25 protein-coding genes are annotated in these 25,502 nt (G+C 51.3%); 21 read left to right on the forward strand and 4 right to left on the reverse strand.

Features of this window, described 5'->3' with window-relative positions; translation table 11 throughout:
- Positions 1 to 25 precede the first annotated feature (25 nt).
- Together exbB and exbD are read left to right on the forward strand one after the other, a co-directional pair.
- Positions 26 to 760: a tol-pal system-associated acyl-CoA thioesterase gene (gene exbB, locus N0B36_RS17275; RefSeq protein WP_016154502.1), complete on the forward strand. Its 735-nt coding sequence runs from the start codon at positions 26 to 28 to the stop codon at positions 758 to 760.
- 6 nt (positions 761 to 766) lie between these two features.
- Entirely contained in the window at positions 767 to 1,192 is a 426-nt protein-coding gene (exbD, locus tag N0B36_RS17280) for a TonB system transport protein ExbD (protein WP_016154501.1), read from the forward strand.
- A 71-nt stretch (positions 1,193 to 1,263) separates the two neighbouring features.
- Here the strand turns inward: exbD and N0B36_RS17285 are convergent, their stop codons facing one another.
- The gene (locus N0B36_RS17285) at positions 1,264 to 1,671 is read right to left on the reverse strand and encodes a hypothetical protein (RefSeq protein WP_016154500.1); all 408 of its coding nucleotides are present in this window, start codon (positions 1,669 to 1,671) and stop codon (positions 1,264 to 1,266) included.
- A gap of 1 nt (position 1,672) precedes the next feature.
- On the reverse strand, positions 1,673 to 2,077 hold the full coding sequence (locus tag N0B36_RS17290) for a hypothetical protein (RefSeq protein ID WP_046276175.1): 405 nt from the start codon (positions 2,075 to 2,077) through the stop codon (positions 1,673 to 1,675).
- Between the two features lie 104 nt (positions 2,078 to 2,181).
- Here N0B36_RS17290 and N0B36_RS17295 point away from each other — a divergent pair, with 104 nt between their 5' ends.
- Positions 2,182 to 2,685: an ESA_00282 family adhesion-associated protein gene (locus N0B36_RS17295; protein WP_016154498.1), complete on the forward strand. Its 504-nt coding sequence runs from the start codon at positions 2,182 to 2,184 to the stop codon at positions 2,683 to 2,685.
- Positions 2,686 to 2,753: 68 nt separating this feature from the next.
- Here N0B36_RS17295 and N0B36_RS17300 read toward each other — a convergent pair whose 3' ends face one another.
- Positions 2,754 to 3,794, reverse strand: coding sequence for an aldo/keto reductase (locus N0B36_RS17300; RefSeq protein WP_016154497.1), 1,041 nt, complete (start codon positions 3,792 to 3,794; stop codon positions 2,754 to 2,756).
- 155 nt (positions 3,795 to 3,949) lie between these two features.
- Between N0B36_RS17300 and yghX the strand changes: the two genes are divergently transcribed.
- The 11 genes from yghX to hybG all read left to right on the forward strand — a co-directional run bounded on the left by yghX (position 3,950) and on the right by hybG (position 13,818).
- Complete coding sequence (gene yghX / locus N0B36_RS17305) at positions 3,950 to 4,837, forward strand: YghX family hydrolase (RefSeq protein WP_047499231.1); 888 nt, start codon at positions 3,950 to 3,952, stop codon at positions 4,835 to 4,837.
- Positions 4,838 to 5,051: 214 nt separating this feature from the next.
- Entirely contained in the window at positions 5,052 to 6,692 is a 1,641-nt protein-coding gene (locus tag N0B36_RS17310; RefSeq protein WP_047414033.1) for a methyl-accepting chemotaxis protein, read from the forward strand.
- An 85-nt stretch (positions 6,693 to 6,777) separates the two neighbouring features.
- A complete protein-coding gene (locus tag N0B36_RS17315) occupies positions 6,778 to 7,065 on the forward strand; it encodes a DUF2623 family protein (protein ID WP_016154494.1) in 288 nt (95 codons plus the stop codon).
- 189 nt (positions 7,066 to 7,254) lie between these two features.
- Positions 7,255 to 8,373, forward strand: a complete 1,119-nt coding sequence (hybO, locus tag N0B36_RS17320; protein ID WP_016154493.1) for a hydrogenase 2 small subunit — start codon at positions 7,255 to 7,257, stop codon at positions 8,371 to 8,373.
- 2 nt (positions 8,374 to 8,375) lie between these two features.
- The gene (hybA, locus tag N0B36_RS17325) at positions 8,376 to 9,362 is read left to right on the forward strand and encodes a hydrogenase 2 operon protein HybA (RefSeq protein WP_003828357.1); all 987 of its coding nucleotides are present in this window, start codon (positions 8,376 to 8,378) and stop codon (positions 9,360 to 9,362) included.
- Positions 9,352 to 10,530, forward strand: a complete 1,179-nt coding sequence (gene hybB / locus N0B36_RS17330; protein WP_016154492.1) for a Ni/Fe-hydrogenase cytochrome b subunit — start codon at positions 9,352 to 9,354, stop codon at positions 10,528 to 10,530. Before hybA ends, hybB begins: the two co-directional genes overlap by 11 nt.
- Positions 10,527 to 12,230 carry a hydrogenase 2 large subunit gene (gene hybC, locus N0B36_RS17335; RefSeq protein ID WP_003024476.1) on the forward strand — a complete coding sequence of 568 codons (1,704 nt, stop codon included), beginning with the start codon at positions 10,527 to 10,529 and terminating at the stop codon, positions 12,228 to 12,230. The genes hybB and hybC overlap by 4 nt, the downstream gene beginning before the upstream one ends.
- A complete protein-coding gene (locus tag N0B36_RS17340) occupies positions 12,230 to 12,724 on the forward strand; it encodes a HyaD/HybD family hydrogenase maturation endopeptidase (RefSeq protein ID WP_016154491.1) in 495 nt (164 codons plus the stop codon). The genes hybC and N0B36_RS17340 overlap by 1 nt, the downstream gene beginning before the upstream one ends.
- Positions 12,717 to 13,205 carry a hydrogenase-2 assembly chaperone gene (gene hybE / locus N0B36_RS17345; protein ID WP_016154490.1) on the forward strand — a complete coding sequence of 163 codons (489 nt, stop codon included), beginning with the start codon at positions 12,717 to 12,719 and terminating at the stop codon, positions 13,203 to 13,205. Before N0B36_RS17340 ends, hybE begins: the two co-directional genes overlap by 8 nt.
- Positions 13,198 to 13,539 carry a hydrogenase maturation nickel metallochaperone HypA gene (gene hypA, locus N0B36_RS17350; protein WP_016157467.1) on the forward strand — a complete coding sequence of 114 codons (342 nt, stop codon included), beginning with the start codon at positions 13,198 to 13,200 and terminating at the stop codon, positions 13,537 to 13,539. Before hybE ends, hypA begins: the two co-directional genes overlap by 8 nt.
- 30 nt (positions 13,540 to 13,569) lie before the next feature.
- On the forward strand, positions 13,570 to 13,818 hold the full coding sequence (hybG, locus tag N0B36_RS17355; protein WP_003024459.1) for a hydrogenase maturation factor HybG: 249 nt from the start codon (positions 13,570 to 13,572) through the stop codon (positions 13,816 to 13,818).
- Between the two features lie 50 nt (positions 13,819 to 13,868).
- Here hybG and yghU read toward each other — a convergent pair whose 3' ends face one another.
- Complete coding sequence (gene yghU / locus N0B36_RS17360; protein WP_153690006.1) at positions 13,869 to 14,735, reverse strand: glutathione-dependent disulfide-bond oxidoreductase; 867 nt, start codon at positions 14,733 to 14,735, stop codon at positions 13,869 to 13,871.
- 218 nt (positions 14,736 to 14,953) lie between these two features.
- Between yghU and N0B36_RS17365 the strand changes: the two genes are divergently transcribed.
- From N0B36_RS17365 to N0B36_RS17395, 7 genes are all read left to right on the forward strand, one after another.
- The gene (locus N0B36_RS17365) at positions 14,954 to 17,242 is read left to right on the forward strand and encodes an FdhF/YdeP family oxidoreductase (protein WP_200079838.1); all 2,289 of its coding nucleotides are present in this window, start codon (positions 14,954 to 14,956) and stop codon (positions 17,240 to 17,242) included.
- 153 nt (positions 17,243 to 17,395) lie between these two features.
- Positions 17,396 to 19,258, forward strand: coding sequence for a bifunctional glutathionylspermidine amidase/synthase (gene gss / locus N0B36_RS17370; RefSeq protein ID WP_016154486.1), 1,863 nt, complete (start codon positions 17,396 to 17,398; stop codon positions 19,256 to 19,258).
- Positions 19,259 to 19,729: 471 nt separating this feature from the next.
- Positions 19,730 to 20,227: a type VI secretion system contractile sheath small subunit gene (tssB, locus tag N0B36_RS17375; RefSeq protein ID WP_016157465.1), complete on the forward strand. Its 498-nt coding sequence runs from the start codon at positions 19,730 to 19,732 to the stop codon at positions 20,225 to 20,227.
- A 65-nt stretch (positions 20,228 to 20,292) separates the two neighbouring features.
- Positions 20,293 to 21,822 carry a type VI secretion system contractile sheath large subunit gene (tssC, locus tag N0B36_RS17380; RefSeq protein ID WP_016157464.1) on the forward strand — a complete coding sequence of 510 codons (1,530 nt, stop codon included), beginning with the start codon at positions 20,293 to 20,295 and terminating at the stop codon, positions 21,820 to 21,822.
- Positions 21,823 to 21,845: 23 nt separating this feature from the next.
- Positions 21,846 to 23,183 (forward strand): type VI secretion system baseplate subunit TssK, encoded by a 1,338-nt coding sequence (gene tssK / locus N0B36_RS17385; protein ID WP_047499236.1) that lies wholly within the window; start codon positions 21,846 to 21,848, stop codon positions 23,181 to 23,183.
- 5 nt (positions 23,184 to 23,188) lie between these two features.
- Entirely contained in the window at positions 23,189 to 23,830 is a 642-nt protein-coding gene (tssL, locus tag N0B36_RS17390) for a type VI secretion system protein TssL, short form (protein WP_049283263.1), read from the forward strand.
- A 3-nt stretch (positions 23,831 to 23,833) separates the two neighbouring features.
- Complete coding sequence (locus N0B36_RS17395; RefSeq protein ID WP_153690009.1) at positions 23,834 to 25,498, forward strand: OmpA family protein; 1,665 nt, start codon at positions 23,834 to 23,836, stop codon at positions 25,496 to 25,498.
- Positions 25,499 to 25,502 lie beyond the last annotated feature (4 nt).

The following is a 25,502-nucleotide window of genomic DNA, read 5'->3' on the forward strand; positions in this document are numbered from 1 at the left end:
GTGATTTGCGTCCTGGAGATACAGAGTGGGTAATAATTTGATGCAGACGGATCTTTCCGTCTGGGGTATGTATCAGCACGCCGATATCGTGGTTAAGTGCGTGATGATTGGGCTGATTTTGGCATCAGTGGTCACCTGGGCTATCTTCTTTAGTAAGAGCCTTGAGTTCTTTACTCAGAAACGCCGCCTTAAGCGTGAACAGCAACTGCTGGCGGACGCCCGCTCTTTAGACCAGGCAAATGAGATTGCTGCAGGATTTGATGGCAAAAGCTTGGGCGCACAGTTGATTTACGAAGCGCAGAACGAACTGGAATTGTCAGAAGGCAGCGACGACAACGAAGGTATTAAAGAGCGTACCGGCTTTCGTCTGGAGCGTCGTGTGGCGGCGGTAGGTCGTCATATGGGACGTGGTAACGGCTACCTGGCCACCATCGGGGCTATCTCTCCATTTGTGGGTCTGTTCGGTACCGTATGGGGCATCATGAATAGCTTCATCGGGATTGCACAAACCCAAACGACCAACCTGGCCGTTGTTGCGCCGGGTATCGCAGAAGCACTGTTAGCGACGGCGATCGGTCTGGTCGCGGCAATTCCTGCGGTCGTTATCTACAACATTTTCGCACGTCAGATTGGCAGCTATAAAGCGATGCTGGGCGATGTCGCGGCACAGGTATTGTTGCTGCAAAGTCGCGATCTGGACCTGAACGCTAGCGCTTCTGCCCATCCGGTACGTGCTGCGCAGAAATTACGTGTAGGATAATGTTCCATGGCAATGAGCTTTAATGAAAACCTGGACGATAACGGTGAAATGCATGAAATCAACGTGACACCGTTTATCGATGTTATGTTGGTTTTATTGATCATCTTTATGGTGGCCGCACCGTTGGCAACGGTGGATGTGAAGGTGAATCTCCCGGCTTCCACCAGCACGCCGCAGCCGCGTCCGGAAAAACCGGTTTACCTGTCTGTTAAAGCCGATAAGAGTATGTTTATTGGCAACAATCAGGTGACGGATGACACCATGATTAGCGAATTAAATACGCTGACCGATGGGAAGAAAGACACCACGATTTTCTTCCGTGCGGATAAAACCGTCGATTATGAAACCATGATGAAAGTTATGGATACGCTGCATCAGGCGGGTTTCCTGAAGATTGGTCTGGTCGGTGAAGAGACCGTGAAAGCGAAGTAATCCTGATTGCCGGGTAATGGTTGTTGCCTTACCCGGCCTTCCTCTCCTGATTTAACTCTCCCCACACGCCCTTATCTGTCCTCATCCAGTGCGACTGCCGTTATCCTGGTGGGTTCGTAGTTCCCTTCAGACAGTTTACGCGTCAGGCGTAAGGTGGCTGTTTCTCGCTTGAGTATATGCTGGTATGTGCTCTCCAGCCGGGCCATGATTTTGTCCCGTAGTTCTGGTTGCTGCTCCATAATGGCTTCAATCGCGGCGCCATAGATCTCTTCTTTAGCCTGTAGCGCATAAATTTCGCGACGATTTTGCCATTTCATCCGCACCAGCGCGGCGGGAATAGAGACCATCTCCTGGGCAACGCTTTCCAACGTCGCATTTTTATTGGCAATCAATACGGCCAAATTTTGCTTTAAGACAAACTCATCGCTTTTATGGTCATCTAAAGCCAAATAAACATTATTATCCTCAACATCTTTCATTTTATTTCTCTTCCAGAGAATAAAAAATAGGATCGCTGGTCTCACGCGTAATTAAATTAAGCCAAATTTTATTGCCCTGTTCATTTACGCTGGCTGTTTTTGTAGATAAAATTTTACTTAATTCTTGAGCGTTAATGTCGCCTTCCGCTTGTAGTGAATTGAGCAGGCGAGTGAAGGACTCAATTTTTGCGGCACGAAACAGGCGCTCTTTTAAATGGCGATCGCACTCTTCAAATAACATATTGCGCGCCTGGCCGTTAGCTGTAGAGCTAATCAAAATATCGGGTTCGTAATCGCTTAATGTTCTCTTTCCCTGAGTCAAATTTTCACTATTATCTGTGGGACTGGTATTAGTAGATGAGCTGGATAAGTGAAAACGCGAGGGAACAAGATGCTCGGGAAGCATGTTGAAATATCCTTTGATGCCAATGATATGTTGTTCTAAATAAACCAGGCTGCGTTGACAATAGCATGGCGTAATTTTAAAATCAAAAAAAATGGAGCCAGTATATGAACAGTATATTTTATTCTGTTATTACCCTGCTATTGCTTACCTGCGGGGTACTTTTGTTGATGCGCAGTGCAAATAAAAACCGATATGCAGAAAATGGGCACTCTGAAAACCAGCCGGAAATGCTGAGTAAAGAAGAGGGGGAAGATCATTTTTCGGTACTGATGAATTCGATTACCCCAGTATGGTATTGGCGCGTTAATCACGAATATATCGATTTTATCCACTCAACGATCAAGCGGATGACAATGGTAGAGCTAAATGAGACGCCAGGGCTATTTGATGCACAGCGGCGTTGTAGCGATCTCAACTCTGCGGTGTATAAATATTACGACAATATAAAAAAGCGCTGTCTGAGCGGTGAGAAAGTCCCGCATGCCGATCTGGATGTGCTTAACTTACGCCAGTGCTTCAGGGAGTTCAGTCTGGAGGCTTATCCTGCGCTTGTCGCGCTGGTGTGGCCGGAATTTCAACGTCCAGAGATCAAAGCGGAAGAGGTGTGAAGGGATTGGCTGGCCCTGTTACGTGCCGGGGAGGCTAACGCCGCTTCCCGGCACAGAGTTACAAACGGCTATTTGTCAGATGAGGCCTGCCACAGGTTCAGCTTACCGTCCGCGACGTGCTTATCGATCTGCGCCAGTTCTTCGGCGCTGAACGTCAGGTTAGCCAATGCCTGAACGTTCTCCTCCAGTTGCTCCGGTCGGCTGGCGCCAATTAATACCGACGTCACCCGGTTGTCTTTCAGCAGCCAGCTTAAGGCCATTTGCGCCATTGACTGTCCGCGCTGTTGCGCCATCTCATTGAGCAAACGCAGGCTGTTAAGGTTTTCTTCCGTCAGCATATTTTCCGTCAGCCCACGAACTTTTTTCCCTTCACGCTGCATGCGTGAACCTTCCGGAATGCCGTTGAGGTATTTCCCCGTCAGCAGCCCCTGGGCCAGCGGCGTAAATGCGATGCAGCCCATGCCGTTGGATTCCAGCGTATCCAGCAGACCGCTGCTGTCTACCCAACGGTTAAGCAGGTTGTAAGAAGGCTGGTGGATCAGCAGCGGAATTTTCCATTCCCGCATCAGCTCGGCCATTTTCTGCGTACGCTCCGGGGAATAGGATGAGATGCCGACATACAGCGCTTTACCGCTTTGCACCGCATGGGCCAGCGCTGAGGCGGTCTCTTCCATTGGCGTATTTTCGTCAACGCGGTGCGAGTAGAAGATATCGACATAGTCGAGGCCCATGCGTTTCAGGCTCTGGTCGAGGCTGGCGAGCAGGTATTTGCGCGAACCGCCAGAACCGTATGGCCCTGGCCACATGTCATAGCCTGCCTTGGTGGAGATGATCAGTTCATCACGATAGTGTGCAAAATCCTCGCGCAATAATCGGCCAAAATTCTCTTCTGCGCTGCCCGGAGGCGGCCCGTAGTTATTGGCTAAATCAAAATGCGTGATGCCTAAATCAAATGCTTTACGCAGCAGAGCGCGCTGTGAATCCAGCGCCTGAACGTGCCCAAAACTGTGCCACAAACCCAGTGATAGCGCAGGTAAACGTAAACCGCTGCGCCCACAGTAGCGATAGAGCATCTGCTCGTAACGTTCAGGATTGGCAAACCAGTCCATGAGATCTCCTTAGTGCAGGTGAATTTCGAAACAACGTTTCTATTCTAGCGGGTTCATGATGAATATCCCGTTCACCAGGTCACACTGGAATGAAAAACTGGGCAAAAACAGACCACTGTGCTTTGCTTAAAAAAACATCGATCTGGAGTGCTGCCATGCCGCGTCTAACTGCCAAAGACTTTCCGCAAGAATTGCTCGACTACTATGACTATTACGCTCATGGCAAAATAACGAAACGCGAGTTTCTCAATCTTGCTGCGAAATATGCAGTCGGTGGTATGACGGCGCTGGCATTATTCAATGTATTGAAACCCAATTATGCCCTCGCAACGCAGGTGGAGTTCACCGATCCTGATATCCTGGCGGAATACATGACTTATCCTTCACCTGAAGGGCATGGTGATGTGCGTGGGTATCTGGTTAAACCTGCGAAAGCGACGGGGAAAGTTCCGGCGGTAGTGGTGGTGCATGAGAATCGTGGGCTGAATCCGTATATTGAGGATGTGGCACGGCGGGTGGCGAAGGCGGGCTATATTGCACTCGCGCCTGATGGATTAAGTTCAGTGGGGGGCTATCCTGGCAATGATGATAAGGGTCGGGAGTTGCAGCAGCAGGTTGACCCCGTAAAGCTGATGAACGACTTCTTTGCCGCCATTGAATTTATGCAGCGTTATTCAGGCGCGACGGGAAAGGTGGGTATCACCGGATTTTGCTACGGTGGTGGCGTATCGAATGCCGCAGCCGTTGCTTTTCCTGAACTGGCCTGCGCAGTGCCTTTTTATGGGCGTCAGGTTCCTGCATCAGATGTCCCTAAAATCAAAGCGCCTTTATTACTGCACTATGCGCAATTAGATACCCGAATTAATGAGGGATGGCCTGCCTATGAAGCGGCGCTCAAAGCCAATAAGAAAGTCTATGAGGCATATATCTATCCCGGCGTTAATCATGGTTTTCATAATGACTCGACACCGCGTTATGATAATGCTGCCGCTGATTTGGCCTGGGAGCGTACTCTTGCATGGTTTAACAAATATTTACGATAGAAAACAAGGGGTTATTTAATGCTTCAGGTTAATTATCTGAATAATAATGCTAGCTAATTTCATTAGCATTCATGTTGATATAGTGTAAATAATATTGGATGCACTTAAGAAAGTAAAAAAATAAAGAATGCATTATATCTTCTCTGTTGCCTGCCGATAACAAGGATAAGTATCGCCTGATGGCGAATTCCTCATCAACGGCAAGGAAATTATTATGCGTTTGCTGAAAAACTTCACTATTCGTATTGTCATGTTGGCAATACTGGGACTTTTTTGCCTGCTCTGGTCGGGCGTGGGTTTATTCAGTCTTCATTCTTTATCAAAAATATCTGAAGGCAATGATATTGACCGTCATCTTGTCCATCAGATGACGGTGCTCAGTCAGGGGAACGATCAGTATTTTCGCTTCGTAACGCGCTTAAGTCGTGCCATGGATGTCAAAATGAGCGGCGGAACGCCTGATTTTGCACCAGCGCAGCAGTCCCTGGAGAATATGAGCAAAAAACTCCAGGAGATGAAAACGTTGTCTCCGGGGCCTATGGATCCGGACGTTGCCGCGGCGGTACTGACGAAGTGGCAGGCGCTGCTGGATAACGGGGTGATTCCGCAAATGCAACTGGCGCAGCAGGGCACGCTTACGGCCTTTGCGGAGCATGCCAGCACCGTTACGCCAGCGCTGAGCCGTGAATTTGGCGCCAGTGCCGAACGTTTTAACGCCACGGCAGGTGAGCGGCTTGATACCACCCGCGTCATGGTTGATGGCAAAACGTCTATCATCCGGACGCTAATTATTACCGCCGTGATCCTCGGTATTGCCCTCCTGTTCTTCACAGACCGTTACCTCGTCGCCATGATGGTGAAACCCCTGGGACGTATCCGCCAGCAGTTCCAGCAGATTGCTCAGGGCGATCTCAGCCATCCAATCGAAGATTTTGGCCGTAACTGCGTGGGCCAACTGGTGCCGTTATTGTGCGCGATGCAGGACAGCCTGCGCGAAGCCGTCAGTACAATTCGCTCAGGTAGTGACAACATCTGGCGAGGGGCTACGGAAATTTCCACCGGCAATAACGATCTCTCATCGCGTACTGAGGAGCAGGCTGCGGCGCTGGAAGAGACCGCTGCCAGCATGGAGCAACTGACCGCAACGGTAAAACTGAACGCCGAAAACGCGCGTGAAGCCAGCCAGCTTGCCGATACGGCGACAGAGACGGCAGGTAAAGGGAGCAGCCTGGTTTCAGAAGTGGTTGAGACGATGGACGGCATTGCCGCCAGCTCTAAACAGATCGCGGAAATTACGTCTGTTATTAATAGCATTGCCTTCCAGACCAATATTCTGGCGCTGAACGCGGCAGTTGAAGCTGCCAGAGCAGGCGAGCAGGGGCGTGGTTTTGCCGTTGTTGCCGGTGAGGTGCGTAACCTTGCCAGCCGTAGCGCCGGGGCGGCGAAAGAGATTGAGACGCTGATTGGCGAATCGTCGCGTCGCGTCGATCAGGGCGCTCGACTGGTTAAAGAGACGGGATTAACCATGGAGGCGATTCTGCGCGGAGCCACCGAAGTGACCGTTATCATGAAGCAAATTGCTTCTGCCTCAGAAGAACAGAATAAGGGCATTTCGCAGGTGAGCGTGGCGATCACGCAGATGGACAGCGTAACGCAACAGAACGCCGCGCTGGTAGAGCAAGTTTCCGCCGCGGCTGTGGCGCTTGAACGGCAAACGGAAGAGCTGCAACGCTCGGTACAACAGTTCCGCCTTTCAGCAAACGATGTGCAGTACGCCGCCGCCAGCACCGCTTCCCCTTCAGCAGACAGCAAAACGTCTGCAGCCGCTAAAAAGGATGAATGGGTGTCCTTTTAAGCGGGCATAAAAAAGTACGTGATACCTCTGGTCTTTGCTTAAAAAATCGCTATATAATTTATTATATAGCGATTGGAGGTTATGCATGGACAACCATTTTGGAAAAGGCTTGATGGCCGGATTAAACGCGTCAAGTGCGGATAGCGCACGCACGGCGGCCAATTTTTGTGCTGATTATAAACGCGGTTTTGTGCTGGGATTTTCTCATCGAATGTTTGAAAAAACGGGCGATCGACAGCTCAGCGCGTGGGAAGCGGGGATCCTCACGCGTCGCTATGGGCTGGATAAAGAGATGGTTATGGATTTCTTTAAAGAGAACCAGTCCAGTACAACAATTCGTTTTTTCATGGCTGGCTATCGTCTCGAAGCTTGATCCGAAAGGGGTATTATCTTGCTTTAATTAATTACACTATTGACCTACGCCTTCGTTTTGTTGCTCCGCCGAAGTATTATAATGCACATAACCATATAAAAAGTGTGGTAAATGGCGCGCCGATCGCAATATGCAACATGCGAAAGGTGCAAAATAAAAGCCAGGTCTTCGCAACGGAATAACTATAAAATGACTGGAGATAACTCTCTCATCAATTCGAACGGCATCAATCGCCGTGATTTCATGAAGCTTTGTGCAGCACTGGCCGCTACCATGGGGCTCAGTAGCAAAGCCGCCGCAGAAATGGCCGAATCAGTTTCTCGTCCTCAGCGTCCACCGGTTATCTGGATTGGTGCGCAGGAGTGTACGGGTTGTACTGAATCGCTACTTCGCGCGACACACCCTACAGTGGAAAACCTCGTTCTGGAGACAATCTCTCTGGAATACCATGAGGTACTCTCTGCCGCTTTCGGCCACCAGGTCGAAGAGAATAAACATAACGCTCTGGAGAAGTACAAAGGGCAATATGTTTTGGTTGTAGATGGTTCTATCCCACTGAAAGACAATGGTATTTACTGCATGGTTGCCGGTGAGCCGATCGTAGATCACATCCGCCGGGCCGCAGAAGGCGCTGCCGCTATCATTGCCATCGGCTCTTGTGCCGCGTGGGGGGGGGTTGCTGCTGCTGGCGTTAACCCAACGGGTGCCGTCGGCTTGCAGGAAGTTCTGCCAGGCAAAACCATCATCAACATCCCCGGCTGTCCTCCGAACCCGCACAACTTCCTTGCAACGGTCGCGCATATCATCACTTACGGTAAGCCGCCGAAGCTGGATACCAAAAACCGTCCGACATTTGCCTATGGTCGTTTGATTCACGAACACTGCGAACGTCGCCCGCACTTCGATGCAGGTCGTTTTGCTAAAGAGTTTGGCGATGAAGGTCACCGTGAAGGCTGGTGCCTCTACCATCTGGGCTGTAAAGGACCAGAAACCTACGGCAACTGCTCAACGCTGCAATTCTGCGATGTTGGCGGCGTGTGGCCGGTGGCTATCGGTCACCCTTGCTACGGCTGTAACGAAGAAGGTGTCGGTTTCCATAAAGGTATTCACCAGCTTGCTCATGTGGAAAACCAAACACCGCGTTCCGAGAAACCTGACGTCAATATGAAAGAAGGCGGCAATATTTCTGCCGGGGCGATTGGGCTGCTTGGTGGCGTAGTAGGACTGGTTGCCGGTGTCAGCGTGATGGCGGTTCGTGAACTGGGGCGTCAGCAGAAGAAAGATAACGCTGACTCACGGGGAGAATAACCGTGAACAGACGTAACTTTATTAAAGCAGCTTCCAGCGGGGCATTGCTGTTGGGCGCTGCGCCGTCCATCAGCCATGCGGCTGCAGAAAACCGTCCGCCGATCCCTGGTTCTCTTGGGATGCTCTATGACTCGACGCTGTGCGTAGGCTGCCAGGCCTGTGTCACCAAGTGTCAGGATATCAACTTCCCGGCGCGTAACCCGGAAGGCGAGCAGACCTGGTCGAACAACGACAAACTGTCACCGTATACCAATAACATCATCCAGGTGTGGCGTAGCGGAACAGGCGTTAACAAAGACCAGGAAGAAAACGGCTACGCATACATTAAGAAGCAGTGCATGCACTGTGTCGATCCGAACTGCGTCTCCGTTTGCCCGGTCTCCGCGCTGAAGAAAGATCCGAAAACTGGCATCGTCCACTATGACAAAGATGTCTGCACGGGCTGTCGTTACTGCATGGTCGCCTGCCCGTACAATGTGCCTAAGTATGACTACAACAACCCGTTTGGTGCGCTTCACAAATGTGAACTGTGTAACCAGAAAGGTGTTGAGCGTCTGGACAAAGGCGGTTTACCGGGTTGTGTTGAAGTGTGCCCTGCCGGTGCGGTGATTTTTGGTACGCGTGAAGAGCTGATGGCTGAGGCGAAAAAACGTCTCGCGCTGAAGCCTGGCAGCGAATACCACTATCCGCGTCAGACGGTGAAAGCAGGCGATACCTATCTGCATACGGTACCGAAGTATTACCCCCATCTGTACGGCGAGAAAGAGGGGGGTGGTACACAGGTTATGGTACTGACGGGCGTTCCTTACGAGGATTTGGATCTGCCGAAACTGGATGATCTTTCAACCGGTGCGCGTTCCGAACATGTTCAACATTCCTTGTACAAGGGCATGATATTACCCCTGGCTGCGCTGGCGGGCTTAACCGTGCTGGTTCGTCGTAACACGAAAAACGACCATCACGATGGAGGAGACGATCATGAGTCATGATCCTAAACCGCTGGGCGGAAAAATAATCAGCAAACCGGTCATTATTTTTGGGCCGCTTATCGTCCTGTGTATGCTCCTGATCGTGAAACGTCTGGTCTTCGGATTAGGCTCAGTCTCCGATCTGAACGGCGGTTTCCCATGGGGTGTATGGATCGCGTTTGACCTGCTGATTGGTACCGGCTTCGCGTGCGGTGGCTGGGCTCTGGCGTGGGCGGTGTATGTTTTCAACAGAGGACAATACCATCCGCTGGTACGTCCGGCGCTGCTGGCGAGCCTGTTTGGCTACTCGCTGGGTGGTCTGTCGATCACCATTGACGTCGGTCGTTACTGGAACCTGCCGTATTTCTACATTCCGGGCCACTTCAACGTGAACTCGGTACTGTTCGAAACGGCGGTCTGTATGACCATCTATATCGGCATCATGGCGCTGGAATTTGCTCCGGCTTTGTTTGAACGTCTGGGGTGGAAAGTCTCTCTCAAACGTTTGAATAAAGTGATGTTCTTTATCATTGCCCTTGGCGCGCTGCTGCCAACTATGCACCAGTCTTCAATGGGTTCATTGATGATATCTGCGGGCTATAAGGTGCATCCGCTATGGCAAGCTTATGAAATGTTGCCGCTTTTCTCCGTATTAACCGCTTTTATTATGGGCTTCTCGATCGTCATCTTCGAAGGCTCGTTGGTACAAGCCGGGCTGAAAGGTAATGGTCCGGACGAGAAAAGTTTGTTCATCAAGCTGACGAATACCATCAGCGTGCTGTTGGCGATTTTCGTGGTTCTGCGCTTTGGCGAACTGATCTATCGCGACAAGCTGTCCTATGCGTTCTCAGGCGATCTTTACTCCCTGATGTTCTGGATTGAAGTCGTGCTGATGGTCTTCCCGCTGGTGGTGCTGCGCGTCACTAAGCTGCGTAACGACTCACGCATGCTGTATCTGTCTGCGCTGAGCGCATTGCTGGGTTGTGCGACATGGCGTCTGTCCTATTCGCTGGTGGCGTTCAATCCTGGTGGTGGCTACCACTACTTCCCGACCTGGGAAGAACTGTTGATTTCTATTGGTTTTGTGGCTATTGAGATTTGTGCATACATCGTACTCATTCGTCTACTGCCGATACTTCCTCCTTTAAAACAAAACGATCAAAATCGTCATGAGGCGAGCAAAGCATGAGCCAGAGAATTACTATTGATCCAGTAACCCGTATTGAGGGTCATTTACGCATCGACTGCGAAATCGAAAATGGCGTGGTATCTAAAGCATGGGCTTCCGGTACCATGTGGCGCGGCATGGAAGAGATCGTGAAAAACCGCGATCCGCGCGATGCCTGGATGATTGTGCAGCGTATCTGTGGCGTTTGTACTACCACTCACGCTATCTCTTCCGTTCGTGCAGCAGAAAGCGCGCTGAATATTGATGTTCCGGTGAACGCACAGTATATCCGTAACATCATTCTGGCCGCGCACACTACGCATGACCACATTGTTCACTTCTATCAGCTCTCTGCGCTGGACTGGGTGGATATCACCTCTGCACTGAAAGCAGATCCAGCGAAAGCGTCTGCCATGCTGAACGGCGTGTCCTCCTGGCACCTGAACAGCGCAGAAGAGTTCACTAAGGTTCAGAACAAGATCAAAGACCTTGTTGCCAGCGGTCAGTTAGGCATTTTTGCCAACGGTTGCTGGGGTCACCCGGCAATGCAGCTGCCGCCAGAAGTGAACCTGATTGCGGTCGCTCACTACCTGCAGGCGCTGGAATGCCAGCGTGATGCTAACCGTGTTGTGGCGCTGTTAGGCGGTAAAACGCCGCACATTCAGAACCTGGCGGTAGGCGGGGTTGCTAACCCAATTAACCTCGACGGCCTTGGCGTGCTGAACCTTGAGCGCCTGATGTATATCAAGTCCTTTATCGATAAGCTGAGCGACTTCGTTGAGCAGGTTTACAAGGTTGATACCGCAGTTATTGCTGCGTTCTACCCTGAGTGGCTGGAACGTGGTCAAGGTGCGGTTAACTATCTGAGCGCACCGGAATTCCCGACTGACGGTAAAAACGGCAGCTTCCTGTTCCCGGGTGGTTACATCACCAATGAAGATCTGTCGACCTATCGTCCGATCACCTCTCACTCCGATGAGTACCTGATCAAAGGGATTCAGGAGAGTGCGAAACACGCGTGGTACAAAGACGAAGCGCCGCAGGCTCCGTGGGAAGGCACAACGGTTCCTGATTACACCGGTTGGTCAGATGACGGCAAGTACTCCTGGGTTAAAGCACCGACCTTCTACGGTAAAACGGTTGAAGTGGGTCCGCTGGCCAACATGCTGTGTAAACTGGCGGCCAAACGCGAGTCTACCCATGCCAAGCTGAATGAAATCATCGCGATTTACACCAAACTGACGGGTAAAACTATCGAAGTGTCACAGCTGCACTCTACGTTGGGCCGTATTATTGGCCGTACCGTTCACTGCTGTGAACTGCAGAACGTTCTGCAGGATCAGTACAATGCGCTGATTGTGAACATCGGCAAAGGCGACCACACCACCTTCGTGAAACCGGATATCCCGGCAACGGGTGAATTTAAAGGTGTCGGTTTCCTCGAAGCGCCGCGCGGTATGCTGTCTCACTGGATGGTGATCAAAGATGGCATTATCAGCAACTACCAGGCGGTAGTACCGTCAACCTGGAACTCTGGCCCACGTAACTTTAATGATGAAGTGGGACCGTATGAGCGTTCGCTGGTAGGTACGCCGATTGCCGATCCAAACAAACCGCTGGAAGTGGTTCGTACCATTCACTCCTTCGACCCTTGTATGTCATGTGCGGTGCATGTGGTGGACGTTGATGGGAACGAAGTGGTCTCAGTTAAGGTTCTGTAATGCGGATATTAGTCTTAGGGGTCGGCAATATTTTGCTGACCGACGAAGCCATCGGGGTACGTATCGTTGAAACATTAGAACAACGGTACGTCCTGCCAGACTTTGTTGATGTTCTGGACGGTGGTACGGCTGGGATGGAGCTTCTCGGTGATATGGCGAACAGAGATCATCTGATCATTGCTGACGCCATTGTGTCGAAGAAAAACACGCCAGGAACGATGATGGTCCTGCGGGATGAAGAGATCCCGGCGCTGTTTACCAACAAAATCTCACCGCACCAGCTTGGTCTGGCCGACGTATTGTCGGCCCTGCGTTTCACCGGCGAGTTTCCGAAAAAGCTGACGTTAGTCGGTGTTATTCCGGAATCGCTGGAGCCGCATATCGGACTAACGCCAACGGTTGAAGCGATGATTGAACCTGCGCTTGAGCAGGTTCTTGCCGCGCTTCGCGAATCAGGTGTTGAAGCGATCCCGCGGGAGGCGGCTCATGTCTGAGGAGTTTGTCGGTTTTCAGACGGCCCCGAAGATGCAAATTCAGGCAGCGTTTGAAGAGGTTGCCCGGCGTTCAATGCACGATCTCTCTTTCCTGCATCCGAACATGCCGGTATATGTCTCTGAATTTACGCTGTTTGAAGGACAGTGGACGGGGTGTGTTATCACGCCCTGGATGCTCAGCGCACTGATTTTCCCCGGACCGGACCAGATCTGGCCGGTGCGTAAAGTCAGCGAAAAAATCGGACTGCGTCTGCCGTATGGCGAGATGACCTTTACCGTTGGTGAACTGGAGGGCGTATCGCAATACCTTTCCTGCTCACTGATGTCGCCGCTTTCGCACAGTATGTCGGCGCAAGAAGGCATGCGTCTGACTGACGATTGCGCGCGAATGCTGTTATCGCTGCCGGTTAGCGATCCGAATGCGCCGCAGCTTAATCGCCGCGCGTTGCTGCTGGGTCGTCGGAACTGCGAAAATGCATGAGCTGTCCCTTTGTCAGAGCGCGGTTGAGATTGTTCAACAGCAGGCAGAGCAGCACGGTGTCAAACGTGTAACCGGTGTTTGGCTGGAAATTGGGGCGCTCTCCTGCGTTGAAGAGAGCGCCGTTCGTTTCAGTTTCGACATCGTCTGTCAGGGGACGCTGGCTCAGGGTTGTGAGCTGCATATTGATTACAAGCCAGCCCAGGCATGGTGCTGGGATTGCAGTCAGGTTGTGGAAATCACCCAGCATGATGCGCAGTGTCCACAATGTCAGGGCGATCGCCTGCGGGTTGATGCTGGCGATTCACTGAAAGTGAAAAGTATTGAAGTCGAATAACCCATAGGTTGCTATGGGGCGGAGTCAGATATGTGTATTGGAGTCCCTGGTCAGGTTCTGGCCGTTGGTGAAGATATTCACCAGCTTGCGCAGGTTGAAGTGTGCGGCATCAAACGTGATGTCAATATTGCCCTGATTTGTGAAGGTGATACAGCTGAGCTGGTCGGGCAATGGGTGCTGGTGCACGTAGGGTTCGCCATGAGCATCATTGATGAAGATGAAGCTAAAGCCACGTTAGACGCACTTCGCCGCATGGAGTACGACGTCACCAGCGCGTGACAAATCCTGAATGAAATTGCCGGATAGCGGTTGCCATCCGGCAATTTATTTTAGTTCTGGCGCTTATCTTCGGTTTGGGTATCGAAGTCGCTGGCGTCATGGCGTTCATGAAGCTGCTCGTTCAGCGGTCCGTTAGTGCGGTTTACAATACGACCACGCTTAACCGCCGGACGCGCTGCAATCTCTTTTGCCCAGCGTTGTACGTGCTTGTAGCTTCCTGCGTCAAGGAACTCTGCTGCGTCGTAGACGTTGCCCAGAACCACATTGCCAAACCATGGCCAGACCGCCATATCGGCAATGGTGTATTCATCTCCGGCCACAAACTGATGTTGTGCCAATTGTTTATCCAGCACGTCGAGTAAGCGCTTGGCTTCCATGGTGAAGCGATTGATAGCGTACTCAATTTTAACCGGAGCATAGTTATAGAAGTGGCCAAAGCCTCCGCCGAGGAACGGCGCTGCGCCTTGTAACCAGAACAACCAGTTCAGCGCTTCGGTGCGTTTTGCCAAATCCTGCGGCAGGAAGTAACCATATTTTTCCGCCAGATAGAGTAGGATTGCGCCAGATTCGAATACGCGAACTGGTGGGTTTTGCGAGTGATCGCGTAGCGCCGGGATCTTCGAGTTCGGATTCACCTCAACAAAGCCGCTGGAAAACTGATCGCCATCGCCAATGCGGATAATCCAGGCATCGTATTCCGCGCCCTTCACCCCCTGCGCCAGCAACTCCTCCAGCATGATCGTCACTTTCTGCCCGTTTGGCGTACCCAGCGAATAGAGCTGCAGCGGATGTTTGCCAACCGGCAGCGTTTTCTCGTGGGTGGCTCCGGAAACCGGGCGGTTGATATTGGCGAATGCGCCCCCGTTCGATTTTTCCCACGTCCAGACTTTCGCGGGCTGATAGGTATTGTCTGACATATTGACCTGCCTTCTGAGTGGTTGTGTTGATGCAGTGTAGCAGTTAGGTAGAACTCAATTTAACAGATTGGAACTTTATGTCGCTTTGTGCTGAAAGGGGAAGATAAATCTAACCCGTTCATTGTACTCGCTCCGTACTCCATGAAGAGGAAATCAATGTTGGACGGAAATTGCTACCGTATTCACCATTAAAAATTGGCGGTGAATAAGCAGTAATAATGAAAAATGGTGTTCCAGGAGTAAGCGGTTATCAGGGCCCGGCGGGTGGGTGGGGCGCGGTAAAAGCCGTCACTGCTTCGGTGTTTTCGCAAAAGGCTGTCGCCCGCGACATTATCGCGATGTTCAAAATGAACCAGGTGAAAGGGTTCGACTGTCCGGGCTGTGCGTGGCCGGACCCAGGGCATCGTGCGCCAATGGAGCTGTGCGAAAATGGCGTTAAGGCGGTCTCCTGGGAGACAACCAGTAAAAAAGCGTCACCGGAATTTTTCAGCCGTCACCCGGTTTCCACACTCTGGCACTACAGCGATTATGAGCTGGAAAATATCGGTCGTTTGACGCATCCGATGAAATACGATGCAGCATCAGATACCTGGCAGGCGGTGGATTGGGATATCGCCTTCCAGGAGATAGGCGAGCGTCTGCGCAGCTATGATTCACCCCAGCAGGTTGAGTTTTACACCTCCGGCAGAACGTCAAATGAAGCGGCGTTCCTGTATCAGCTTTTTGCCCGCGAATATGGCAGCAGCAACTTTCCTGATTGCTCAAACATGTGCCACGGACCGACCAGCGCAGGACTAACGCCGGCCATTGGGCTTGGAAAAGGGACCGTTGAACTTGACGATTTTGACCATTGCGATCTGGTGATTTGTATCGGGCATAACCCTGGCACTAATCATCCACGTATGCTGACCACCTTACGCGACGTTGCCAAACGCGGGGCTAAAATTATCTCTATCAATCCGCTGAACGAAAGGGGGCTTGAGCGCTTTAGTTTCCCGCAAAGCCCGAAAGAGATGTTCACCGGTCAGTCGACGCAGCTGAGCAACGACTACTACCAGGTAAAAATGGGCGGTGACGCCTCGCTGCTCAAAGGCATCATGAAGGCGCTGATCGAAATGGATGAAGCGCGGATCTTACTGGATCAGCAACCGACACTCGATCATGCGTTTATCGATGAGCATACTGCTGGATATGCAGCGTTGTATGATGACTTACGTCAGCATAACTGGGCGGAGCTGGAACAGGACTCGGGCCTGACGCGCAGTCAGATGGAAGACCTGGCACACAGCTACAGTAAATCTCGTGCCACTATTATTTGTTATGGTCTGGGCATCACCCAGCATAAAAACGGTACTGAGAACGTCCAGCAACTGGTAAACCTGCTGCTGCTGAAAGGCAATATGGGTAAGCCGGGGGCGGGGATCTGCCCGTTGCGCGGTCATTCTAACGTGCAGGGCGACCGTTCCGTGGGGATCAACGAAGCGGCATCCGAAGACTTCCTGCAACGCCTTGAGACGCATTTTTCTATCCGTGTGCCGCGTACACATGGCCGCTCCAGCGTGGAGAGTATTCGGGCCATCGAACGGGGAGAGGCAAAAGCGCTCATTTGCATGGGTGGCAATCTGGCGGTGGCGATGCCGCAGCCGCAGCGTACCTTTGCGGCGATGAAAAATTTGGATCTGCAGGTCCATGTTGCGACCAAGCTGAACAGATCGCATTTGCTGCTGGCAAAGCATAATTATCTGCTGCCTGCATTAGGTCGAACGGAGCGCGACATTCAGGCGACGGGGATCCAGTCGGTGACCGTCGAAGACTCGATGTCGATGGTCCACGCTTCCTGCGGCGCGCTGAAGCCAGCTTCCCGCTGGTTAAAATCGGAACCCGCGATTGTGGCGGGCATGGCACACGCCACTCTGCCGCTTTCGCCGATCAACTGGGAAGCGTTAACCGGGGACTACGCGCTGATCCGTGACGCCATTGAAGCCGTGATCCCGGCGTTCCACGATTACAATGCCCGTATTGCCGAGCCGGGCGGATTTCGTATGGATACGCCCGCTTCGCGCCGTGAATGGCGAACGGCGAATGGTAAAGCCAACTTTATCGTCAGCCATCAGCGGGCGGTAGAGCGAGAAAATCAGCCTGCCGATGCACTGGTTCTGGCGACGCTGCGCAGCCACGATCAATACAACACCACTATTTATGGTATGAACGATCGCTACCGTGGCATTACCGGTCGTCGGGATGTGGTGTTTTTAAGCGCTGAAGAAGCGGCGACTCGCGGTCTGAACCAGGGAGATGTGGTCAACGTTCAGGCGCTGGACGACAGCGGCCAGCCCTGTGCGGATCGCATTATGTGCGGCTTGACGGTGGTGATTTACAACATGGCGGTGGGCTCAATAGGCGCTTATCTGCCAGAAGCGAATGTCCTGCTTTCGCTGGATGCGGTGGACACACAAAGTTTGACTCCGGCGTATAAAAGCGTACCGGTCACCGTGACAAAAGCGTAGTTCCTGCTGCGAATTTTTCGCCTCTGAGCGCCAGCCGCTGCGTTGAGGTGTATGATGATGTCGACCTCTGTCCGGTTAGTGTCGCAGAGCAGGCAATCAGAGCGAAAAATTCACGCCAACCTGCTCAGGCTGTATTGTTTTGAGGTAAGGTGCATGAGCAAAGGAACGACCAGTCAGGATGCCCCATTCGGGACATTATTGGGCTACGCCCCAGGCGGCGTAGCAATCTACTCTTCAGATTACAGCTCCCTCGACCCACGGGACTACGACGATGATGCGGCATTTCGCAGCTATATCGACGACGAATACATGGGCCACAAATGGCAGTGCGTAGAGTTCGCACGCCGCTTTCTCTTCCTTAATTATGGCGTGGTCTTCACCGATGTAGGCATGGCCTGGGAGATCTTTTCCTTACGCTTTCTACGCGAAGTGGTGAATGACAATATCCTGCCGTTACAGGCATTTCCGAATGGTTCACCCCGCGCGCCGGTAGCCGGTGCTCTGCTTATCTGGCAAAAAGGCGGTGAGTTTAACGATACCGGCCATGTGGCGGTCGTCACCCAGTTGCTGGAAAACAAAATCCGTATTGCCGAACAGAACGTGCTCCATACGCCGTTGCCTCCCGGACAGCAGTGGACCCGCGAACTGGAGATGGTGGTTGAAAACGGTTGTTACACCTTGCGTGATACCTTTGACGACACCACCATCCTTGGCTGGATGATCCAGACCGATGATACCCGTGACAGCCTGCCGCAGCCGGAGATCGCCAATGACTCGCTGAAAATTGGCGGCGCGCGACTGGAAGATAACGGGCAGTTTGACGGTAAATGGCTTGATGAACAGGATCCGCTGCAGAAAGCCTACGTGCTGGCGAACGGTCACGTGATTAATCAGGATCCGCATCAGTACTTCACCATTACCGAGAGTGCAGAGCAGGAGCTGATCAAAGCCACCAACGAGCTGCACCTGATGTATCTGCACGCGACCGACAAAGTGCTGAAAGATGACAACCTGTTGGCGCTGTTCGATATCCCGAAAATCCTCTGGCCGCGTCTGCGCCTTTCCTGGCAGCGTCGTCGGCATCATATGATTACAGGACGTATGGATTTCTGTATGGATGAACGCGGACTGAAGGTGTATGAGTACAACGCCGATTCCGCATCGTGCCATACCGAAGCTGGTTTGATCCTCGAAAGATGGGCCGAGCAGGGCTATACAGGACAGGGACACAACCCAGCTGAAGGATTGATCAACGAACTGGCGGGGGCCTGGAAGCACAGCCGCGCGCGTCCTTTTGTCCACATCATGCAGGATAAAGATATAGAGGAAAACTACCACGCTCAGTTTATGCAGCAGGCGCTACGTCAGGCCGGGTTTGACAGTAAAATTCTGCGTGGCCTCGATGAGCTACGTTGGGATGACGCTGGTCAGCTGATTGACGGGGACGGTCGTCTGGTGAACTGCGTCTGGAAAACCTGGGCGTGGGAAACCGCAATTGAGCAGGTGCGAGAGGTCAGTGAAACGGAGTACGCTGCGGTACCAATTCGTACCGGGCATACGAATCAGGAAGTGCGTTTAATCGACGTGTTGCTGCGCCCGGAAGTGCTGGTCTTTGAACCTCTGTGGACGGTGATCCCTGGTAATAAAGCGATTCTGCCGATCCTGTGGCAACTGTTCCCACACCACCGCTATCTGCTTGATACTGATTTCACTGTTAATGAAGAGCTGGCGCAAACCGGTTATGCAGTGAAACCTATTGCAGGACGTTGTGGCAGCAACATCGATCTGGTGAGCCATCAGGAAGAGTTACTGGATAAAACCAGCGGTAAGTTTGCCGAGCAGAAGAACATTTATCAGCAGCTTTGGTGTCTGCCAAAAATTGCCGGTAAATATATTCAGGTTTGTACCTTCACCGTAGGCGGTAACTATGGGGGGACCTGCCTGCGCGGCGATGAGTCGCTGGTGATTAAAAAAGAGAGCGATATCGAGCCGCTGATTGTAGTGAAGGAAGAGTAATCTTTTTGCGAGTTCTTGATTGAAATGCGAAAAGCCGGGGTATATCTCCGGCTTTTTTCTGTTTGTAGTTAAATTGACGCTGATTATATATCTAAATAAGTTACATGGAATATGGATATAATGACAATTATTACTTTAATTAATATTTTATAGCTCAAAAACATTCTTTTTATGAATGTTTTCAACGTTAATCAATTTCCTCCGTTTGTATTAGATAATATACTTTCTTGATTTTGTTTTTAGATGAGTAATACTAATGTATTATTTGGTGTATTAGTGATATTGATCATATTTTATCTCAGGTAATATGTCGGATTACGTTAGCGTATTAATTATAATCGTTAATTGTCATTAACAGTTGTTGTTGACTGCCCGCAGAAATGACGTTGTAAGAAACACGTTGAGCGATTGGAAAATGCTCCGTTAGGAAATGTAAAATATCGGCAGGAACCGCCGGTCTGAGAGGGACGTATGGGTGACAGTTTTCAGAATGAAGTGCCGACGGCACGCGTTAATATTAAGTTAGATTTACATACCGGAGGCGTTCAGAAAAAGGTTGAATTGCCGTTAAAACTTTTGGCTGTAGGTGATTTCAGTAATGGTAGAGAACAACGACCATTATCCGAGCGCGAAAAGGTTGATATTAATAAAAATAATTTCAATGATGTGTTAGCTAAGTTCGCACCAGTAGTAAATATGAGTGTTAAAAATACGTTAGCTGGTGATGACAGAACTGACGATATTAACCTTACCTTTAAAAATATCCGCGATTTTGAACCTGAACAGGTCGCACGAAATATCCCACAATTACGCGTTCTGTTGGCTATGCGTAACTTACTGCGCGACCTGAAATCTAACTTACTCGATAACGCTGCTTTTCGTCGCGAGCTGGAAATCATCCTCAAAAATCCAGCCCTGAGTCAGGAACTGCGTGATGAACTGGCAACCATGATGCCAGAAGAGATTTAACGTTATACAGGGTTTCCTCCGCTTAATTGGCAGGAATAGTAAAGGATCATAAAAGGAATATGTTGATGTCTGTTCAGGAACATACCTCTTCAGTCGCGACCACCACGACCAGTGAACGCAGCGTTTATCAATCCCTCTTTGACAAAATTAATCTTTCCCCGGTTTCGACATTAAAAAATGTAGATGCATGGCAGAGCGATGAAGCGCTTTCTGATGCCGCTCCGGCTGAACGCGTGACCGCCGCTATTCAGGTTCTGGTCTCTTGCCTCGCGGATGCTGCGCAGCCAGTAGAGCGCCTGGATAAAACGCTGCTGGATGAGCAGATTGCTCGTCTGGATAAGCAGATTAGCGACCAGGTTAATGAAGTTATGCACCATGCTGAATTTCAAAAACAAGAATCGCTCTGGCGTGGTGTGCATTCGATGATCACCGGTATCGATTTTCGCCAAAATGTCCGTGTAGAAATGATGGATATCAGCAAGGATGCGCTGCGTGATGATTTTGACGACGCGCCGGAACTTATCCAAAGCGGGTTGTATCGCCATGTTTATATTGAAGAATATGATCAGCCTGGCGGCGAACCCATTGCGGCAATGATTTCAGCATACGAATTTGATAACAGCCCACAGGATATTGCACTGCTGCGCAATATTTCGGGTGTGTCGGCTGCCTGTCATATGCCGTTCATTGGTTCCGTTGGGCCGAAATTCTTCCTGAAGGAAAATATGGAAGAAGTCGCGGCCATAAAAGATATCAATGATTATTTCGAACGAGCTGAATACATCAAGTGGAAAGCATTCCGTGATAGCGACGATTCACGCTATATCGGATTAACTATGCCGCGTGTTCTGGGTCGCCTGCCGTATGGTCCTGATACCGTGCCGGTACGTAGTTTTAACTATGTTGAAGAAGTTAAGGGCCCGGATCATGAAAAATATCTGTGGACCAGCGCCTCTTTCTCTTTCGCTGTGAACATGGTGAAAAGTTTTATCAAGAATGGCTGGTGCGTCCAGATCCGTGGACCACAGGCGGGTGGTGCGGTTAAAGACTTGCCTATCCATCTGTACGATCTGGGGACAGGTAATCAGGTGAAGATCCCGTCTGAGGTGATGATTCCAGAAACCCGGGAGTTTGAATTCGCCAACCTCGGCTTTATTCCGCTTTCTTATTATAAGAATCGTGATTACGCCTGCTTCTTTTCTGCTAACTCGGCTCAAAAACCTGCGCTGTTTGATACAGCGGAAGCGACGGCTAACAGCCGGATTAACTCACGTCTACCGTATATCTTCCTGCTTTCTCGTATCGCTCACTACCTGAAAATCCTGCAGCGAGAAAATATAGGTACGACCAAAGATCGCCGTCTGCTTGAACTTGAACTGAACAACTGGCTGCGCAGTCTGGTAACCGAAATGACCGATCCTGGCGATGACTTGCAGGCTTCACACCCGCTTCGTGACGGGCGTGTTGTGGTGGAGGATATTGAGGATAACCCAGGCTTCTTCCGCGTGCGCCTGTATGCCATTCCGCATTTTCAGGTTGAAGGTATGGACGTCAGTTTGTCGTTAGTTTCACAAATGCCTAAGTCGAAATCTTAACGACACAATGCACAGGAGGTGCGATGAAGATCTATCGCCCGTTATGGAGCGAGGGGGCCTTTCTGGCTCCCCAGCAGTTTCAGCAACAGACACGTTGGGATGCCTATGTAGCCGACGTTGTGGCTCATATGTCACTTTCATCACCGTGGGGCGTTATCAGCGCGGAGTTTGATGAAAGTGCGCTAACGGTTTCCCGTTTGAATCCCGTTAATCTGGTTGTGCGTTTTCCTGACGGTACGTTAGTGGATACAGGTATTTCAGATAACCTGCCTCCGGCGTGTGATTTATCGCATCTTACTGGTTACAGCAGCGTTGATATCGTCCTGGCGTTGCCGCTGCTTTCGGCTAATGGCGGCAATCTTTCGTCAGGCAACGGCGTTAGCCGTCCGTGTCGCTGGCAGCAGGAATGGCTGCCAGTGCAGGATCTCTCTGGTCAGGAACGGACTGATATGGCAGTGCTGCGGCATGCTATCACCCTCCGGTATGCCCACGATGATAACAGCGCTTATCTGACCTGTCCGGTAGCTTGCCTGACTCGTAATGCTCAGGGGCAATGGGAGCTGGGACGCGATTTTTTACCGCCATCGCTTTCACTCTCAGCCAGCCCCTTATTAATCAATTCTCTCAGTGATTTGGTGCATCGCATCCAGGCCCGTTGTCGCCGTCTGATGGCCTTGCGTCGTGAAAGTAACGAACGAATGGCAGATTTTGCGGTAGCAGATGTTTCGTTGTTTTGGCTGCTAAATGCGCTTAATAGCTCAGAGCCTGTACTGAGAGAAATGCTGCAAAACCCAGGCCGTCATCCCGAACTTTTGTGGCGTGAACTGGCGCGGTTAGCGGGCAGCCTGCTGACCTTTTCATTAGAAAATGATGTCAGCGTTGTGCCGCCATACCAGCACGCAAATCCGCAGCAAGTATTCCCTCCATTGTTTGCATTGCTGGTGGAACTGCTGGAAGCCAGCCTGCCATCTCGTGTTGTCGCTATTGAGCTGACACAGGAGAGACAGTTCTGGAATGGTGCACTGTCGGATGCTCGACTGCGTGAAGGCGCTGATTTTTACCTGTCCGTTCGTTCAGATCTCCCTGCGCATGTCCTACTGACGCAATTTCCACAGCTCTGTAAAGCGGGGAGCAGGGCAGACGTGTCTGATGTAGTCAATGTAGCACTCAGCGGAATTCCGTTAAAACCGCTGACGCATGTACCCGCAGCCATCCCGTTACGACTGGAAAATCAATACTTTGCTCTTGAGATTAATCATCCAGCAGCTCAGGCCATGCTGGACGCTGGTAATTGCGCCTTCTATGTGCCGGGAACGCTGGGAGAGATTCAACTCGAGTTATTCGCCGTATTAAGGGATTGAAATAAATGAATAAGGATATTGATCAGGTGTTCTGGCCAACCTGGCTTGCTGTAAGCCAGCTACGTGGCGGGTTGGAAGTCGACGATGGGGCTGCTTTTTATCGCCGGGCCTGCCAATGGGTGGATTCTGCGCGTAATGCATTGCGTGATCTGGGGTACAGCGAGCACAGCGTTGAACACATGCTCTACACCCAATGTGCGTTACTGGATGAAAGCGTGTTAAACCGTAACCGGCAGGATAGCGGTTATATCACCTGGCTTGCGACACCCTTACAGGCCCACTATTTCAATACCACCAATGCCGGGGAAGAGCTCTGGGAGCGCATTCGTACCGTACTGCGCGAGCCCGTTCCTGATACCGCCGTATTAACCTGCTTTTATCGCGCAATCACGCTTGGTTTTGTGGGTCGCTATCGTGAGCAGGGTGATGAACGTCGTGAAGATGTTCTCGAAGCGCTGTCAACTCAGGCGATGCCTTTTAAGTTAAAACACGATTCACCAGTAATCATGCGTGCGTCCGGCTTCTCTGGCGGTAAGCGCCGCTGGTGGCTGGCATGGATTGTTGGCGCGCTGGCGTTGGGGGCTTTGTGGCTAACATTTTCTCATGTCTTACAAGGGCAGATTGCTCAGCTGATTGGGCAGGGTTAAGACATGGCCCAGTTGCGAGGGATCGTTAACTATGTGCTGGCGGCCGTACTGGCTTTGCTGTTGGTCTGGGGATTCAGCCCAGTAAGTGCGGGTATCCGGGGCGGCCTTACCGTCATTGTTTTATTGCTTTCCATTCCAGGGATCGTTTATGGCTGGCGTCAGTATGGTCGGTTGAAGCCTGAGCATTCTGCTCGTGAAGTTGCGCTCCCTCCGGAGAGTTTCAGTGGGCCTGTCGTGCTGGTGTGTGGCGACAATGAGCCATTGTTTGCCGGACGTAGCGATTCTTGCGAGAGTTCGCAGGGCTGGTATTTATCTGTCCAGTCCCCGGAACATTTTATTGCTCTGGTTCGTCAGATAGCTGTGCAGCGCCCGGGGCTTCTAATGCGCGTGTCCGTGATGCTGGCATTGACCCCAGAACGGCATAAAGATGAAGATGCGCTTAAGCATATGCTACTCAGTTGGCGGCGTGTGGTAACCCAGAGTCGGCGTTGGTTATCAGGTATACCGCCGTTTTGGTTGTGCTGTTGGCTGAATTCTCCTCAATGTAATGAGACTGTACGTTGGTTTATTCGAACCCCTCAGGATGCAGAGGTGCAGTCAGCTACGGGATTAGACGACTTTGCACCTTTCTCTTCGGAAGAGCGCCCGGCTCGCCACTCTCATCTAACACATGCAGTGTGGTTAGATAATTTACTGGGCTGGCTGAAGAAGGTGCAAGGCGATACCGAACGCAATGCTCCGCCTCTTTTCTCTGCTTTACGGGTTGTGTGTTTCACCTCATTAGCGGTTTACGAAAATAATCTGTGGCAACGGCATATCGCTGCTCAAACAACGCTTTCTCCTGCGGCATCAGCAGCGCCCGTACTGCTGCCTTTTCCTGATTTAGCATTGCCTTTTTTATCCCGCCGCCGGGCACTGACAGCATTTCAACGAACGCTGGGCGTAAGCGGTCTGCTATGCGGCATTTTTGTCGGGCTGGCGATGACGTGCAGCTTTATCAATAACCAACATCTCATCAGGATCACAAACGATCATCTGATGTTATACCGCCATCTTACTGGCAATCCTGCCGAGCCAAAGATTCAGGCCCAGGAACAGCTTCGTCGTGATGCACAGCGGCTTGATCGCTGGTATCAGCGTGGTGAGCCCCTTTCTCTTTCAATGGGATTGTATCAGGGGATGAGATTGATCCCGCCTTTGCAGGCCGCCATCAGCGACTGGCTGCCAACTGAAAAACCGAAAGTGGCCTCCCCGCATACCGTTCGACTGGACAGTATGTCGCTGTTTGATACGGGCGAATGGGCGTTAAAAGCGGGTTCAACAAAAGTACTCATTCGAGCTTTGGTCAATATCAAAGCCAAGCCCGGTTGGCTGATAGTCATCGCCGGGCATACCGATGATGTGGGTGACGATAAATCTAATCAGCAGCTCTCTCTCAAACGCGCGGAATCTGTTCGCGACTGGATGCGTGATACCGGTGACGTCGCGGAGAGCTGTTTTGCTGTTCAGGGTTACGGCGAATTACGTCCCTACAAAACCAACGATACGCCGGAGGGGAGGGCTGCCAACCGCCGTGTAGAGATCAGTCTGGTACCGCAGGCTGATGCCTGTCGGGTGTCGGGCATGAAGGAACCGTCACCGCAAGGCGGTGACGCATTAACGAAGTAAAAAT

Origin of the sequence: Citrobacter sp. XY323, assembly GCF_025106035.1 — a bacterium.
Taxonomy (GTDB): domain Bacteria; phylum Pseudomonadota; class Gammaproteobacteria; order Enterobacterales; family Enterobacteriaceae; genus Citrobacter; species Citrobacter braakii.

Coding starts and splice junctions, on each gene's coding strand:
- hybO (WP_016154493.1), top strand. CDS start 7,255: ATGACTGGAGATAACTCTCTCATCAATTCGAACGGCATCAATCGCCGT.
- N0B36_RS17285 (WP_016154500.1), bottom strand. CDS start 1,671: ATGAAAGATGTTGAGGATAATAATGTTTATTTGGCTTTAGATGACCAT.
- hypA (WP_016157467.1), top strand. CDS start 13,198: ATGCATGAGCTGTCCCTTTGTCAGAGCGCGGTTGAGATTGTTCAACAG.
- tssC (WP_016157464.1), top strand. CDS start 20,293: ATGTCTGTTCAGGAACATACCTCTTCAGTCGCGACCACCACGACCAGT.
- hybB (WP_016154492.1), top strand. CDS start 9,352: ATGAGTCATGATCCTAAACCGCTGGGCGGAAAAATAATCAGCAAACCG.
- hybG (WP_003024459.1), top strand. CDS start 13,570: ATGTGTATTGGAGTCCCTGGTCAGGTTCTGGCCGTTGGTGAAGATATT.
- hybE (WP_016154490.1), top strand. CDS start 12,717: ATGTCTGAGGAGTTTGTCGGTTTTCAGACGGCCCCGAAGATGCAAATT.
- hybC (WP_003024476.1), top strand. CDS start 10,527: ATGAGCCAGAGAATTACTATTGATCCAGTAACCCGTATTGAGGGTCAT.
- yghX (WP_047499231.1), top strand. CDS start 3,950: ATGCCGCGTCTAACTGCCAAAGACTTTCCGCAAGAATTGCTCGACTAC.
- N0B36_RS17365 (WP_200079838.1), top strand. CDS start 14,954: ATGAAAAATGGTGTTCCAGGAGTAAGCGGTTATCAGGGCCCGGCGGGT.
- tssB (WP_016157465.1), top strand. CDS start 19,730: ATGGGTGACAGTTTTCAGAATGAAGTGCCGACGGCACGCGTTAATATT.
- N0B36_RS17295 (WP_016154498.1), top strand. CDS start 2,182: ATGAACAGTATATTTTATTCTGTTATTACCCTGCTATTGCTTACCTGC.
- N0B36_RS17315 (WP_016154494.1), top strand. CDS start 6,778: ATGGACAACCATTTTGGAAAAGGCTTGATGGCCGGATTAAACGCGTCA.
- yghU (WP_153690006.1), bottom strand. CDS start 14,735: ATGTCAGACAATACCTATCAGCCCGCGAAAGTCTGGACGTGGGAAAAA.
- gss (WP_016154486.1), top strand. CDS start 17,396: ATGAGCAAAGGAACGACCAGTCAGGATGCCCCATTCGGGACATTATTG.
- N0B36_RS17340 (WP_016154491.1), top strand. CDS start 12,230: ATGCGGATATTAGTCTTAGGGGTCGGCAATATTTTGCTGACCGACGAA.
- N0B36_RS17395 (WP_153690009.1), top strand. CDS start 23,834: ATGGCCCAGTTGCGAGGGATCGTTAACTATGTGCTGGCGGCCGTACTG.
- N0B36_RS17300 (WP_016154497.1), bottom strand. CDS start 3,794: ATGGACTGGTTTGCCAATCCTGAACGTTACGAGCAGATGCTCTATCGC.
- tssK (WP_047499236.1), top strand. CDS start 21,846: ATGAAGATCTATCGCCCGTTATGGAGCGAGGGGGCCTTTCTGGCTCCC.
- tssL (WP_049283263.1), top strand. CDS start 23,189: ATGAATAAGGATATTGATCAGGTGTTCTGGCCAACCTGGCTTGCTGTA.
- exbD (WP_016154501.1), top strand. CDS start 767: ATGGCAATGAGCTTTAATGAAAACCTGGACGATAACGGTGAAATGCAT.
- N0B36_RS17310 (WP_047414033.1), top strand. CDS start 5,052: ATGCGTTTGCTGAAAAACTTCACTATTCGTATTGTCATGTTGGCAATA.
- N0B36_RS17290 (WP_046276175.1), bottom strand. CDS start 2,077: ATGCTTCCCGAGCATCTTGTTCCCTCGCGTTTTCACTTATCCAGCTCA.